This is a genomic window from Oricola thermophila, from assembly GCF_013358405.1.
Taxonomy (GTDB): Bacteria; Pseudomonadota; Alphaproteobacteria; order Rhizobiales; family Rhizobiaceae; genus Oricola; species Oricola thermophila.
In genome coordinates, this window is sequence record NZ_CP054836.1 from 1,542,532 (window position 1) to 1,555,996 (window position 13,465).

The following is a 13,465-nucleotide window of genomic DNA, read 5'->3' on the forward strand; positions in this document are numbered from 1 at the left end:
TGCGATTTCCGCGTGGCCGAGGGAGGAACGATGCGCCGGATCGATAATGTCACGCGTTTCGGCGTGGTCATCTCCAACGGCTTCGGCATGCTGTCCTACGCCTCGGTCGTCGATGTTCTCAAGCAGATGAGGGACTATCATTCCGGGCGGGCGATCAGCTGGACGACGCTCAGTTCGAGGGCCGAACCCGTGCGCGCGGCCAACGGGCTGCGCGTCCTTCCGGACGAGACCTTCGAATCGTCGCCCCTCTACGACTATGTGGTCGTCATCGGCACCGTCGACGCCTCGGTGATGGTGGACCCCGTTCTCGAGGCATGGGTGCGCCAGCAGCACAGCCACGGGGCGACCACATGTGCGACCGCGTCCGGCACGTGGGTACTGGCACGCGCCGGTCTGCTCGCCGGGCGCAGCTGCACCCTCCATTGGCGCGACATCGACGTGTTCAAGGAGGTGTACCCGGACATCGAGATCCTCGACGAGGTCTATGTCCATGACGGGCGCATCGTCACCTGCTCGGGTGCGCGAACCGCATCGGACATGATCTACTCGGTCCTCGGGCAACGTTTCGGACGGGAGTCCGTGCAGCGCGTGCGCGAGATCCTGTTCCACGAACGTCTCATCCAGCCGCACGAGAGCCAGCGGCCGCTGCAGGAGCGCCTGCGGACGCTTTCGCCGCCCGCCTACCGCCTGCTTCAGGAAATCGACGACGGCGTGGACACGCACGAGTCGATCGCGTCGATCTGCCGGCGGCTCGGTCTGGCACGGCGCCCGGTCGAAAGGGCTTTCCGCGAGCACGTCGGTGTCACACCCAAGCAGTATCAGCTCGATCTGCGCCTGCTTCGCGCCGCGAACCTTCTCAAGAAGAGCAGCCTGGCGATTTCGGAGATATCGGAAGCGATCGGCTTTTCATCGCCGGGCGCCATGTCGACCGCCTTCATGGCGAAGATGGGCTGCTCGCCCCGCGAATACAGGAAAATGGCACCCGCCCTTGTCCCGGCAAAGGTCTGGCGAAACAGGGAATGAGCGCCGCCTTGCCATCGAATTTCGCGGTCATTTCCGGGTCGTAGCGGACGATGCGAAACACGGATTCGTACTTCGAAGGTTGATACACGTGCGGCCCCTTCACGGGATCGTCATGGCGGACCTGCCCCGGCCTGCAACGTAGCCCGCAGGCAGGCATGACCGGCCTGCGCAAAGCGATAGGGCAGCAAATGCGCAACCGGGTGGGCCTCCCAATGGTGACCGCTGCAGCACGTTATTTGCCTGCTGTCCGGAAACCGGCAGGCCGCCGCTTCGGTTCGATGACACTTGATCTGGCTCAAGCCGAAGCCGGTCGATCACGGATATGAACAGGGAGGCCCCACCGACGACAGAGAGGATCAGGACAACAAGCAGGAGGCATGATGCGCGGATTTTCAGGCTTGCGGGCCGCTTTCGTCGCCCTTGTTGCAATGTCGCCGTTGGCCACAATGGTCCGGGCAAACGAACTGCCGGAACGGTTCTATCTTTTCTCGGCCATCTACTACGAGCCAGGGGTGGGGCTTTATTCCGAGTGGCCCGAGGAATTCGGTGGCGGTCCGGCACCGATCCCCGAAGAGGTGGCGGCGCTCGGGCTGACCACCGGGCAACGCACGGTGTCGTGGGCAAACGGTTTTGCCATTTTCGACATCGTCTGGCCGTGGATCGTTTTCGACGGCGGCCGTCCCGTCGCCTTTTCGCTCGACCACGACCACCCGGCAGATGCCGCGTTTCCCGATCGACGGACCGTCGAAGCCGAAGTCGGCGATCACCAATCCCGCAATCAGACCTACGAGAGGATCCGTGAACTGTCCTACGAGAGATCGGGCGAGGCGATCCGTTTTCGCGCACGTTATTTCACCGGTGACCACTACATGACGAAAGCCGGCGAGCGGATCTACGGAATCAACATGCGGGAGGGCGAAATCGCGCCCGAAAATGAGCCCGGTTGTTTTCGCATTTCGAACGAAATGTCACGGGAGGAGTACTACATCGGCACCACCACCCTTTTCGACCGGCGCTTCGATACAGAGCCCCATGCCCGGGTGACGGTCTGCCTCAACGTCGTCGAAAGCGCGGATTTGCCTGACGGCAGCAGTGCGCATCGAATGGAGGCCCGCATCAAGGGCATATGGGGCCTGAAAAAGGCCAAGAAAGCGCCGATCGACATCACGAGATACATGATCGCGGTGGCTCCACCGCACGACGACACGTCGGGGCCCTATCTCGCGGCCAGCGGCATGGATGGTCTGCACGGCGAAACACTGGTCGACGACATCAACCGTTTCGCCGCCGAGCTGGAACGCAGCATCACGGCACACCGGTTCGACCTGGCCGCCCGACAGATCGAGAGCATCAACGCCTACCTGGCGGAACTGGAGACCGAGGGCGTCGACTGGTACTGGTCGCGTCGGCCCACCGCCGTCGGCGTCACGCGCTACAACGAGCTGATGGAGGCGACCGAACTGTATCGCCTGGCCCACCTCGACATTCAGGCTCGCCTGAACGACGTCCGCCAGCAATTGCTTGTGCTGCGCACCAACTTTTCCGCCAACGTCGTAAAGTCCATGCTGAAATCGACGATCAACTGGCTGGACATGGTGCCGACCGATCCCGTTTCGGGGCTGGCCGGCTATTCCGACATCGCCGGCGCGTTGCTGATGCCGCAATCATTGCTGGAATGGCAGGAGACCGCGCGGTCCGATGCCTCGATCCTGGCAAATCAGGCTGCGGCGATCCGGCATTTCGAAGCGTTGGAAAGCAAGCTGGAGCAGCGCCTCGACACCGTTACCGATGCGCGACGAGCGCTGTACGAGCGCATTCGGGAAAACGACGAGCAGCGCGCGCTCGCGCTCGATGCCGCGCTGCGCAGCGATTGAAAAGGAAAGGAGATCCGAATTGTTCGTCCGTTTCTGTCTCGCCTTCGCCGCGCTTGCCATGGCGCCGTGGCCAACCGCTGCGCAATCGCTCAACCCCGGATACAGGCTGGTGCTGGAGCCCGGCGAACTGACCGTCACGCTTGACGGCGAGGTGGTGTTCGAGGTCAGCCAGGATCCGGCAGACCCGCTCTTCATGGTGCGCGGCGTGCGCGACATGACCGGAAACGGTCACGCCAACCTGGCCGTGATCTGGCGCCGGGCACGCAGCGCCGCGCAATTCGTCCTGGCCGAGATGCGCCCCGGCGACTTCGCAATCCTGCACCGCGCGCAGGGCATGACGTCCGACATCCTGTCGACCTACGAAGCGCTGAGCGATGAACAGGCCGCCGCGCTGGCCCGCGGCGAAAGCCTTGCGCCCGGCCCCGAACTGCGCCGGCCGTTGCCGGCGGATGTCGCGCCAGTCGAACCGGAAACCGGGCATTGGTCGTTCCAGCCGGGCAGTTGGGACTCGGGCGCGGCCGGCTTCCTGGGGTGGGTCGCGGAAGAGGATGCCGAGGACAACTTCTCCCAGATATGGTTTCGGTGCCCCGACAATGGCGACCCGATCTGGGTGCTGCCCGACAGAGAGCACGACAACGTCGAAGACGTGCCGGCGCACGTCTCTCTTGTCGCGGACGGCATGGAAATGCCCATTCACATGATGCCGCAGATCGACGACCAGACCGGCGCATGGTATCCGATCGGCACACTCGACCGCGATACCGACCTGTTCGCACGGCTGTTAAGCGCGGGGTCGGTCGCGCTGGCCTATGGCGAGGAATGGATTCCCTTGGTGAGGAACGGCCCCTCCCCCCGCAACGAGGCGGCGCTCAGGATGTTCATCGCCCGGTGCGACCTGCCCACCGGAAAATGAGGTCCGTCCGGCGCGGAGCGGCATCGCCTGCATGTGCACCCTTCCGGCGCAACATCCACCCGCAGACATGGCTGGTGGCCGGACGAGGACGGATCGCGGGTGCCGGATAAGCCATACCCCTGGCCATCGGGCACCGGGCCGCTCACTCCGGCAGTAGCATGAAGCCGTTTTCGTCGTTGGGCGCGAAGGGGTTGAAGGCCAGCTCCCACAGGTGCCCGTCCGGGTCGGCGAAATAGCCCGAATAGCCGCCCCAGAACACCTTTTCCGGCCTTTTCACCGGTTTCGCACCGCAGGACAGCGCGTGCTCAAAGGCAGCATCGACCTCCGCCTCGCTCGAAAGGTTGTGCGCCAGCGTCACGCCGGAAAAGCCGGGTTCAGAATCCTCCACGCCGGCGTCCTCCGCCAGGTCCGCCCGCCCGAACAGGCCGAGCACCGTGCCCTTCAGCTTCAGGAAGGTCACGCTCTCCTGCGAGGCCGACGACTTCTCGAAACCGAGCCGCTCGTAGAACGCGGTCGATGCGGCCACATCCGCCACGCCGAGCGTGACCATGGTAATGCGGGGATCTAGGGGCATTGCGGACTCCATGACAGAACATAGAGCGAACGTTACGCGACCATCACCCTGCGCGCAAGCACCAGCCCGCCGTGTGATTGCGTGCCCGCCATGTCCCATCAGAGGGGAATCGCGGTTTCATTCTTCGCGGTCCTGATGACCATCATGGTGACGAAGCGCGCGACATTGGTCTGGTCGCGGAACAGCCGGTCGCACAGCGCATCGAATTCCTCCATGTCGCGCAGATGCAGCAACAGGACGACATCCGTTTCGCCCGTGACTGCATAGGCCTGCGAGACCGCCTCCTCCGAGCACGCGAGGTCGAGGAAACGGCGCATGTGCTGTTCCCCGTGAAGCTTCAATTCGACCGTGACCAGGGCCTTGATCACGCGTCCGGCCCTGGCCGGATTCAGGATAGCTACGATCCGGTCGATAACGCCCGACCGGCGCAGCCGCCGGACGCGGCGCAGGCAACTGGACGGCGACAGACCCACCTCGTCCGCCATGTCGACATTCGTGCGCGAGGCGTCGCGCTGCATGATGTTCAGGATTTTCCGGTCAATCCGATCCACTGATGCTTCCTCCCGCCCCACCAGTCCATGCAATAAAATTGCACAAGATTGCAATCTTTGACGAAAAATGCGCAGCGGTCCGGGCTAGCAAGTCGGAATATCGAAACGGGGAATCAGGGATGCGGTTCATCATGTCCGGCCTGCGCAGGACGCGCGAAACCATCGAGGTCTACTGGCTGCTCGTGCGGATCATGGTTCCGATCATGATCGCGACGGAGCTGCTCTCGAGAATTGGTGCCATCGAGGCAACCGCCCCGGCGTTTTCCCCCGTCATGCATGCCCTGGGATTACCGGCGGAACTGGGGCTGGCATGGCTGACCGGAATGCTCGTCGGCGTGTGGGGAGCGGTCGCCCTGGTTTTCGTTCTCGTTCCGGCCTCCTCGCTGACCGTGGCGGACGTCACCGTCTTCTCGTCGCTGATCCTGTTCACGCATGCCCTGCCGATCGAGCAGAAGATCATCCAGCAGGCCGGCCCGGGAATGATCGTGACGACGCTGCTGCGCATCGCGGGCGGCCTCGTCTACGCCTTCCTGCTTCATCACTTGCTCGCGGCGACGGGGTGGCTGTCGTCTCCCGTGGACCCGGCATGGATTCCCATGACCACGACCGCCGACTGGATGGACTTCTTCACCGGGCTCTTCGAGACCCTGACCTGGATGCTCGTCATCCTTGTCGCCCTGTCCTGGGGACTTGACATCCTGCGCGCCACCGGCGTCCTGAACCTGATGATGAAGGTGCTTTCGCCCGCGCTGCGCCCGGTCGGGATAAAGGGCGAGGCCGAGCACCTCACCGCCGTCGGCCTGTTTCTGGGAATTTCCTATGGCGCCGGGCTGCTGATACGCGAGGCGCGGTCGGGCGCGGTCTCGCCGCGCCAGGTCTTCCTGTCATGCACCTTCATGGGATTCGCCCACAGCGTGATCGAGGATACGCTCGTGGTCATGGCGATAGGTGCGGATATCGGCGGCGTCCTGTTCGGACGGCTGGTCTTCGCCCTCGTCGCGATCGCCGCGGTCGCCGCCCTGCTTCGAAGCGTGTCGGACAAGACGTTCCACAACTGGGCGTTCCGCTCTGCGCCGCGCGCTCCTGTCGATCGGAATGTACGCACCCCGGCCGACGTGTGACGGGCCGGCGGCTGGATGGGCTGCCCCTACTCCCCCTTCCACTCCGGCTTGCGCTTCTGCAGGAACGCCCCGATGCCCTCCTCGGCGTCGCGGAACATCATGTTCTCCACCATGACATTGGCGCAGTAGTCATAGGCGTCGGACAGGCTCATCTCGGCCTGGCGGTAGAACGCCTCCTTGCCGGTCTTCAGCGTCAAGGGTGATTTGGAAGCAATGACTTCCGCGTATTTCTGAACAACCTGATTCAGGTACTCCTTCGGCACGATACGGTTGACCAGGCCGAACTCCTTGGCTGTCGATGCGTCGATCTGCTCGCCTGTCAGCAGCATCTCCATCGCCTGCTTGCGGTGGACATTGCGCGACAGCGCCACCATCGGCGTCGAGCAGAACAGGCCGATATTGACGCCGGGCGTGGCAAAAGACGACGTGTCGGTGCACACGGCGAGGTCGCAGGAGGCGACCAGCTGGCAGCCCGCCGCCGTCGCCAGGCCGTCGATCTCGGCGATCACCGGCTTGGGGTGCGTCACGATCATCTGCATCATCTCCGCGCACAGCCGCATGGTCTTCTCGAAGAAGGCCCTGCCCCGGTCCTCGTCGGCGCGGTGCAGCGTCATCTCCTTCAGATCGTGGCCGGCGGAGAACACCTTGCCGGCCGCCGCGATGACGATGACACGCACCGCCTCGTCGTTCCGCGCGTCCTTCAGCGCCTCCATCATCGCCTCCATGGTGGCGATCGACAGCGCGTTGGCCGGCGGGTTGGACAGCGTGAGGCGCATGACCGGCCCCTGCATGTCGCGGGTGACGGGCGGCGTCTCGACGAGGGCGGGCTTGGCGGTCATGCAGGGTTCCTCCCGGAAAGTATCGCTTGACCGGGAACCTACCAGCGGGTCAAACGCGTCCGCAAGCGAGGATTCAGTCGGCAATTCGTTGGAGGCACGCCCATGGGCAGGACACCGGTTCCCGTCGTCACCATCGAGGAACTCGAGGCGTTCATCGAGCGCGAATTCGCGCAGGTTCACGCGGACGGCCGGGTCTATTCCATCACCGAGCTCGGCCCCGGTTTCCTGACGCTCCGCCTCGACCCGAACGAGCGGCACCTGCGGCCCGGCGGCACCGTGTCGGGCCCGGCGCTGTTCACGCTCGCCGATCTTGCCGCCTATTACGTCATCCTCGCCCATGTTGGGCTGAAGGGCCTGACAGTCACCACCGGCTTCCACATGGACTTCATGCGCAAGGCCGCGCCGGGGCCGGTCTTCTGCACCGGCACCATACTCAAGCTCGGCAAGCGGCTGGTCGTCGTCTCCATCGCCATACGCGACGAGGCGGAGGAACTGGTCGCCCACGGCTCCTGCACCTACTCGATCCCGCCAGGCGATTCAGAGCGGTAAAATATTACCTCATTTGCAAGCCGTTGTTTTTGCACACTTTTCCCCCAAGGACCCGCAAAAGCACACTTGACGCGGCGGCAAAATGGCCGTAAGTGACCCCCAATCGCGCATGGATCCGTCCGGCGCGGTTTGTTTTTGCCGGGGCAGCCCGGCAATCCAAGCAACAAGAAAAGCCCGTTCCGGCCCCGCCGGTCCGGGATGAAGCCAAAGGAAAACCCCAATGCGGACATTCTCGCAGAAGCCCGCGGACGTGCAGAAGAAATGGGTGCTGATCGACGCCGAGGGTCTCGTCGTCGGCCGTCTCGCATCCATCGTCGCCATGCGTCTGCGCGGCAAGCACAAGCCGACCTACACCCCGCACGTCGACGACGGCGACAACGTGATCGTCATCAACGCCGACAAGGTGGTGTTCACGGGCCGCAAGCGCGCGAACAAGAAATACTACTGGCACACCGGCCATCCCGGCGGCATCAAGGAACGCACAGCGGCGCAGCTGCTGGAGGGCCGCTTCCCCGAGCGCGTCATCGAGAAGGCCGTCGAACGCATGATCCCGCGCGGCCCGCTCGGCCGTCGCCAGATGAAGAACCTGCGCGTCTATGCCGGCGCCGAACATCCGCACGAGGCCCAGCAGCCGGAAGTGCTCGATGTCGCCGCGCTCAACGCCAAGAACAAGAAAGTGGCCTGACCATCATGGCTGAATTGAACTCCCTCGAAGAACTCGGCGAAGCCGCCGGCACCGCGCCGGCCGAAACGCAGGAAGCCCCGGTCCACGTCCAGAAGCTGGACGAGCACGGCCGCGCCTATGCCACCGGCAAGCGCAAGGACGCCGTCGCCCGCGTCTGGATCAAGCCCGGCACCGGCCGCATCACGGTCGGCGGCAAGGACTTCACCGAATATTTCGCGCGGCCCGTCCTGCAGATGATCCTGCAGCAGCCGCTGGTGGCCGCCAACCGCAAGGGCCAGTACGACATCGTCGCCACCGTCACCGGCGGCGGCCTGTCCGGCCAGGCGGGCGCCGTGCGTCACGGCATCTCCAAGGCTCTGACCTACTACGAGCCGGAACTGCGCGGCGTGCTCAAGAAGGGCGGCTTCCTGACCCGCGACAGCCGCGTGGTCGAGCGCAAGAAGTACGGCAAGGCCAAGGCCCGTCGCTCGTTCCAGTTCTCCAAGCGCTAGGGCGCCCGGAACACGGACACTTCGAAAGCGGGGCCATCGAGCCCCGCTTTTTTGTTGCACGGCGCCGGCGCGACGATACAACAGCCCCGCAGCGACGCGAGGAACGACACCATGCCGACCAAGTCCATCGACCACGCCTTCACCGCGAAGGGCCTGACCGGGGCCGCCACCGACCCGACATATGCGGGCGCGCTCTCCTTCATGCGCCGCAAGTACACGAAGAACCTGAAGGGCGCCGACGCGGTCGTCTGGGGCATACCCTTCGACGCCGCCGTCTCCAACCGGCCGGGCGCGCGCTTCGGCCCGCAGGCGATCCGCCGCGCCTCCGCCATCATGGACAACGACCCGCAATATCCGTTCGCGCGCGACCTGTTCGCCGAGATGGCGGTGATCGACTATGGCGACTGCCTGCTCGACTACGGCAACCACCAGAAGACGCCCGCCACCATCGAGCGCGAGGCGGCGAAGATCCTGAAATCGGGCGCCTTCCTGGTGTCGCTGGGCGGCGACCACTATGTCACCTGGCCGCTGCTCAAGGCCCATGCCGCCAGGCACGGCAAGCTGGCGCTGGTCCAGTTCGACGCCCACCAGGACACCTGGTACGACGACGGCAAGCGCATCGACCACGGCTCCTTCGTCGGCCGCGCGGTGCGTGACGGCGTCATCGACCCGGCGCATTCCATCCAGGTCGGCATCCGCACCCACGCGCCGGAGGATTGCGGCATCGCCATGCTCTACGGCGAGCAGGTCGAGGAGATGCGGGCGGCGGAAATCGTCGAGGCCATAAAGGCCCGCGTCGGCTCCATGGCCTGCTACATCACCTTCGACATCGACTGCCTCGACCCGGCCTATGCGCCCGGCACCGGCACGCCGGTCGCCGGCGGCCCGTCATCGGCGAAGATGCTCTCCGTCCTGCGGCAGCTCGGCGATCTCGATATCCGCGGCGCCGACATCGTCGAGGTCGCGCCGGCCTACGACCATGCCGACATCACCGCCATTGCCGGCGCGGCGGTCGCGCAGCACTATCTGGGCCTGCTGGCCGAGAAGCGTGCGCGCAGCCGATGAGGCCGCGCTGACAAAATGATTCCGCTTTCCGGCACAACCCATTGAGACGAAACGACAAGATGAAACCGAAAATCTATATCGACGGCGAACACGGAACCACCGGCCTGCAGATCCGCCAGCGGCTCGCCGGGCGCGACGACATCGAGCTGCTCTCGATCCCCGAGGCCGAGCGGCGCAACCAGTCGATGCGGCAGGAGCTGCTGCGCGAGGCCGATTTCGCGATCCTGTGCCTGCCCGACGACGCCAGCCGCGAATCCGTTGCCATGATCGGCGACGCCGGCACCCGCGTCATCGACGCCTCCACCGCCTTCCGCACCGCCGAGGGCTGGACCTACGGCATGGCCGAGCTGGACCGCGAACAGGCCGGCAGGATCGCCACCGCGCAGTTCGTCGCCAATCCGGGCTGCTGGCCGCAGGGGCCCATCGCCACGCTGCGCCCGCTGGTCAATGCCGGGCTGGTCCCGGCGGATTTCCCCGTCACCTTCACCGGCATCACCGGCTATTCCGGCGGCGGCAAGGCGATGATCGCCGACTACGAGGCGATGGGCGAGGATGCGCCGGAATACCTGCCCTACGGGCTGACCCTGTCGCACAAGCACCTGCCGGAACTGAGGAAATATGCCGGCCTTGCCCGCGACCCGCTGATGGTCCCGGTGGTCGGCGACTTCGCCCAGGGCATGGTCACCATGGTGCCGCTGCAACTCGGCCTGCTCGACACGGTGCCGACCGGCAAGCAGCTCCACGAGGCGATCGCCGACCACTATGCGGCGCTGGACCACTGCGTCATCGAGGTCGCACCCTACGAAAAGCTGGAGCGCGTGCCCGAACTGCAGCCCGAGGCGCTCAACGGCACGGACGGCATGAAGCTTTACGTTTTCGCCAATGACGACCGCGCCCAGGCCGTCCTCATCGCCGTCTACGACAATCTCGGCAAGGGCGCGTCCGGCGCGGCGGTGCAGAACCTGGACATCATGCTGGGGGCCTAGCGCCCCCGCCTCACCCGTCCTTGCGGCGGATGGTGCCTTCCAGCTTCGTGGCGGCGGCGACGGTGTTGTAGATGGTGCCGTACTTGCGCACGTTCTTGTGCATCAGCTCCAGCCGCCGGTCGTCCTCGTCGGTGTCGATGATCAGCTCGTAGGTGATCTCGGCCATGAAGGGCGGCGAGTCCTGGCGCTTGCCCTTGAGCCGTACCTCGACGCCGCGATATTCGAACCTGTTGACCGGCGCGATGCGCTCGATCCCCTTGATCATGCAGGCCGAGAGCGCGGCGAGAAGAAGCTCCGCCGGGTTGAACGCATCGGCCCGGCCGTCGACGCCGGTGTCGAGCACGATCTCCGCGTCCTTGGTCCTCGCAACGCTGCCGCGCGCGTCGACGCGGCTGGTTTCGACGGAATATTCGAGCATGGGTGAGCCTTTCCGCTTGTTTCGCCGTGCCGGTTATGCGGGCATCAGGGGCGGATGGCGTTGACCGGGGTCAAGGGTGAAGGGGATGTGGGAGGAGATAATTGCAGAGCTGGTGTCGTTCTTCAGCTATCTGAAACCAGTACCGATATATCCTTCCGCCACAATTAGAGATAGCTACTTTTCACCATGGGAAAACACCTTACAAAGCTACGGAAGCGCACTGAAGCTAAACGGCGCCTTGAGGCTATTGCCTCGCGCCGAGATCTCACACTCATCATTCATTATTCATGTGAATCATTTTACGATATAAAAGATGGTCGCACACCTCGGATTACGTCGATTGCGATACGTAATTTCGACACCGGACAAACGCAGTCATTCTCGATACACAAATCCGCTGAACAAGAACATGTACCTATTTCTGACATTGCAGATAACTACGACAGGCTTGAGAGGGTCATGCTTGATGAGTTCTTTACATATCTGAAGACCGTCAACGCCTATACGTTTGTTCATTGGAATATGAGAGACATTAACTATGGGTTTCAGGCCATTGAGCACCGCTATAAGGTTTTGGGCGGAACACCTGTGATTATTGATGACAACAGAAAGTTCGATTTAGCTCGAGCGTTAATCGCGATATTTGGAGTTGGATATGCGCCCCATGGAAAATTCGGCCGAATGCACAGCCTTATGGAGATCAATTCGATAACCGCCAAGGATGCACTTACCGGCGCTGAGGAGGCCGAGGCATTTGAGAAAGGAGAGTTTGTGAGACTTCATCAATCGACGCTGCGTAAGGTCGATTTGATCGCAAATCTTTTAGATCGCACCTTGGATGGTTCATTGAAGACTTCTGCTACTTGGTGGGAGAAACACGGCATTCACCCCGCTACGATTCTAGAGTTTCTAGACGAACATTGGATTTGGCGTCTAGTTTTGGCTTTGAGCGCAATAATCGGCATAATAGCGGGGATTGCCACATTAGTTTATTAGCCGGTGCGTCCAACCCGTTACGATCGCCATTTGCGACAATATCGGGATCCTCGATACCCACACTCTTTCGATTGCTTCCTTTCGATTGCTTCGGATGCTAGCAGCATACTGCGGGGATAATTACCTGCCTATAGCCGCCATACTCTCCATCTTGTACTGCCCCCTCACCCGCCGCACATCGCATCCCACCTCCTCCTCTCTAAATCCCCCACCCAAAACTTTTCCACCTTCCATCCACCTCCCCTATCCTGTTCCCCGCCCGCGAAACCGGGCGGAAAGGAGGCAGGCATGGCGTTCGACTGGGAACGGGCGGTGGAAAGGAACCTGGACGATCTGTTGCGGATCGTCGCGCGGCTGTTCTTCATGGCCGGGATCAGGACGGGCCGCTCGCTGGTCTTCCTGCCGCGCGGGCTGCGCCTGCGCATCCTCGCCATGCTGCGCCCCGCCGAGTTCGCCGCCCGCCGCCTGGTCGCCATGGCCGCCTGCAAGCTGGTGACGGTCGTCACGCGCAGGGCGGAAGCGCGCGGCAAGCAGCCCCCGGCCGTACGCGGCACCGATCCCGAAGGCGACGAGGCCGCCCCCTCCCCCGTCATCCCCGGGCCTGATCCGAGGACCGAGGATGACCCGAGCGCCCATTCCGTGAATCCCGCGCCCGTTCCGAAGCCGAAGAACTGCGCGCACACGGTCGTCCTCCGCGACGAATGCCCGGACGGGCATCCGGGCGCGGCGCCGGCAGGCGCGCCGGAACCGCGGCCGGACATGGAACCCTCCGACGCCGAGCTGCTCGACCTCTTCCGCGACCGGCCGTGTTTCGCGCTGTTCGACCCGTGGAAGCGTTACGCCCCCTTCCTGTTCGACGTGACCGGGCTGGACGGCCCCTTCGGCCATGTCTTCCTCGAATACGACGAGGACGGCGACGACTGGCCCGAACCGGACACCGACCCCGACGAGCTGGTGGATGCCCGCGGACTGTCGCGCCGCATCCGCGCGCTGGCACTGGCGCTGGACGATCTCGACGGCCAGGCCGCCCGCCTCGCTCGCTGGAAGGCGCGCTTCGAGCGAGCCATCGAGCGCATGCAACTGGCGGATGCCGGAAAGCTCGGCGGCGTGACGCCGGATGCAGTGCGGAGACCGTCGCCGTGGCGCTTCCGCCCCTTCCGCCCCGGCCTGCCGCCGGGCTGGCGAAGGCGCCCGCGAACCGAGGCCGAGGAAATCCTCAAGGAATGCCACACCCTGGCCCTCGACGCCTGGAACACGTCATGAGCGGCGGAAGACAATTCGCGCCCGAGAAACCGGCTTCGGAGACGAGGCGCGGCAGCAGCGGCGCGCGCCTATCTCCCCCCTTGCGGGGGAGAAAGCCTTTTCCTGCATTTGCGAGGG

15 protein-coding genes are annotated in these 13,465 nt (G+C 64.0%); 11 read left to right on the top strand and 4 right to left on the bottom strand.

All coding sequences use genetic code 11. The features are described 5' to 3' along the window. The first annotated feature begins 30 nt into the window (after window positions 1-30). The 3 genes from HTY61_RS07490 (at window position 31) to HTY61_RS07500 (ending at window position 3,810) form a co-directional block, all read left to right on the top strand. A complete protein-coding gene (locus tag HTY61_RS07490; RefSeq protein WP_175276200.1) occupies window positions 31-1,023 on the top strand; it encodes a GlxA family transcriptional regulator in 993 nt (330 codons plus the stop codon). Between the two features lie 380 nt (window positions 1,024-1,403). Next, on the top strand, window positions 1,404-2,897 hold the full coding sequence (locus HTY61_RS07495; RefSeq protein ID WP_175276201.1) for a hypothetical protein: 1,494 nt from the start codon (window positions 1,404-1,406) through the stop codon (window positions 2,895-2,897). A gap of 19 nt (window positions 2,898-2,916) precedes the next feature. Next, window positions 2,917-3,810 (top strand): hypothetical protein, encoded by an 894-nt coding sequence (locus HTY61_RS07500; RefSeq protein WP_175276202.1) that lies wholly within the window; start codon window positions 2,917-2,919, stop codon window positions 3,808-3,810. 142 nt (window positions 3,811-3,952) lie between these two features. Here HTY61_RS07500 and HTY61_RS07505 read toward each other — a convergent pair whose 3' ends face one another. Further along, entirely contained in the window at window positions 3,953-4,384 is a 432-nt protein-coding gene (locus HTY61_RS07505; protein WP_175276203.1) for a VOC family protein, read from the bottom strand. A gap of 98 nt (window positions 4,385-4,482) precedes the next feature. Continuing rightward, a complete protein-coding gene (locus HTY61_RS07510) occupies window positions 4,483-4,935 on the bottom strand; it encodes an Lrp/AsnC family transcriptional regulator (RefSeq protein WP_175276204.1) in 453 nt (150 codons plus the stop codon). A 119-nt stretch (window positions 4,936-5,054) separates the two neighbouring features. On the opposite strand from HTY61_RS07510, the gene HTY61_RS07515 reads away from it, so the two are divergent. Further along, entirely contained in the window at window positions 5,055-6,056 is a 1,002-nt protein-coding gene (locus HTY61_RS07515; protein WP_175276205.1) for a nucleoside recognition domain-containing protein, read from the top strand. Between the two features lie 26 nt (window positions 6,057-6,082). Here HTY61_RS07515 and HTY61_RS07520 read toward each other — a convergent pair whose 3' ends face one another. Continuing rightward, on the bottom strand, window positions 6,083-6,895 hold the full coding sequence (locus tag HTY61_RS07520) for an enoyl-CoA hydratase (protein ID WP_175276206.1): 813 nt from the start codon (window positions 6,893-6,895) through the stop codon (window positions 6,083-6,085). Window positions 6,896-6,997: 102 nt separating this feature from the next. Here HTY61_RS07520 and HTY61_RS07525 point away from each other — a divergent pair, with 102 nt between their 5' ends. From HTY61_RS07525 to argC, 5 genes are all read left to right on the top strand, one after another. Then, entirely contained in the window at window positions 6,998-7,444 is a 447-nt protein-coding gene (locus HTY61_RS07525) for a PaaI family thioesterase (protein WP_175276207.1), read from the top strand. A gap of 220 nt (window positions 7,445-7,664) precedes the next feature. Continuing rightward, entirely contained in the window at window positions 7,665-8,129 is a 465-nt protein-coding gene (rplM, locus tag HTY61_RS07530) for a 50S ribosomal protein L13 (RefSeq protein WP_175276208.1), read from the top strand. 5 nt (window positions 8,130-8,134) lie between these two features. Continuing rightward, window positions 8,135-8,620: a 30S ribosomal protein S9 gene (gene rpsI, locus HTY61_RS07535; protein ID WP_175276209.1), complete on the top strand. Its 486-nt coding sequence runs from the start codon at window positions 8,135-8,137 to the stop codon at window positions 8,618-8,620. 111 nt (window positions 8,621-8,731) lie between these two features. Continuing rightward, window positions 8,732-9,685, top strand: coding sequence for an agmatinase (gene speB, locus HTY61_RS07540; RefSeq protein ID WP_175276210.1), 954 nt, complete (start codon window positions 8,732-8,734; stop codon window positions 9,683-9,685). 59 nt (window positions 9,686-9,744) lie between these two features. Further along, complete coding sequence (argC, locus tag HTY61_RS07545; protein WP_175276211.1) at window positions 9,745-10,671, top strand: N-acetyl-gamma-glutamyl-phosphate reductase; 927 nt, start codon at window positions 9,745-9,747, stop codon at window positions 10,669-10,671. A 10-nt stretch (window positions 10,672-10,681) separates the two neighbouring features. Here argC and HTY61_RS07550 read toward each other — a convergent pair whose 3' ends face one another. After that, on the bottom strand, window positions 10,682-11,089 hold the full coding sequence (locus HTY61_RS07550) for an OsmC family protein (protein ID WP_175276212.1): 408 nt from the start codon (window positions 11,087-11,089) through the stop codon (window positions 10,682-10,684). Window positions 11,090-11,548: 459 nt separating this feature from the next. Here HTY61_RS07550 and HTY61_RS07555 point away from each other — a divergent pair, with 459 nt between their 5' ends. Both HTY61_RS07555 and HTY61_RS07560 read left to right on the top strand, forming a co-directional pair. Further along, complete coding sequence (locus HTY61_RS07555) at window positions 11,549-12,085, top strand: hypothetical protein (protein WP_197945377.1); 537 nt, start codon at window positions 11,549-11,551, stop codon at window positions 12,083-12,085. A gap of 288 nt (window positions 12,086-12,373) precedes the next feature. Beyond that, window positions 12,374-13,348, top strand: coding sequence for a hypothetical protein (locus HTY61_RS07560; protein ID WP_175276214.1), 975 nt, complete (start codon window positions 12,374-12,376; stop codon window positions 13,346-13,348). Window positions 13,349-13,465: the final 117 nt, after the last annotated feature.

Bases quoted from the DNA above. Each gene is read 5' to 3' on its own strand.
- HTY61_RS07490 (WP_175276200.1), top strand. From the start codon at position 31: ATGCGCCGGATCGATAATGTCACGCGTTTCGGCGTGGTCATCTCCAAC.
- HTY61_RS07495 (WP_175276201.1), top strand. From the start codon at position 1,404: ATGCGCGGATTTTCAGGCTTGCGGGCCGCTTTCGTCGCCCTTGTTGCA.
- HTY61_RS07505 (WP_175276203.1), bottom strand. From the start codon at position 4,384: ATGCCCCTAGATCCCCGCATTACCATGGTCACGCTCGGCGTGGCGGAT.
- HTY61_RS07515 (WP_175276205.1), top strand. From the start codon at position 5,055: ATGCGGTTCATCATGTCCGGCCTGCGCAGGACGCGCGAAACCATCGAG.
- HTY61_RS07520 (WP_175276206.1), bottom strand. From the start codon at position 6,895: ATGACCGCCAAGCCCGCCCTCGTCGAGACGCCGCCCGTCACCCGCGAC.
- HTY61_RS07525 (WP_175276207.1), top strand. From the start codon at position 6,998: ATGGGCAGGACACCGGTTCCCGTCGTCACCATCGAGGAACTCGAGGCG.
- rplM (WP_175276208.1), top strand. From the start codon at position 7,665: ATGCGGACATTCTCGCAGAAGCCCGCGGACGTGCAGAAGAAATGGGTG.
- rpsI (WP_175276209.1), top strand. From the start codon at position 8,135: ATGGCTGAATTGAACTCCCTCGAAGAACTCGGCGAAGCCGCCGGCACC.
- speB (WP_175276210.1), top strand. From the start codon at position 8,732: ATGCCGACCAAGTCCATCGACCACGCCTTCACCGCGAAGGGCCTGACC.
- argC (WP_175276211.1), top strand. From the start codon at position 9,745: ATGAAACCGAAAATCTATATCGACGGCGAACACGGAACCACCGGCCTG.
- HTY61_RS07550 (WP_175276212.1), bottom strand. From the start codon at position 11,089: ATGCTCGAATATTCCGTCGAAACCAGCCGCGTCGACGCGCGCGGCAGC.
- HTY61_RS07555 (WP_197945377.1), top strand. From the start codon at position 11,549: ATGCTTGATGAGTTCTTTACATATCTGAAGACCGTCAACGCCTATACG.
- HTY61_RS07560 (WP_175276214.1), top strand. From the start codon at position 12,374: ATGGCGTTCGACTGGGAACGGGCGGTGGAAAGGAACCTGGACGATCTG.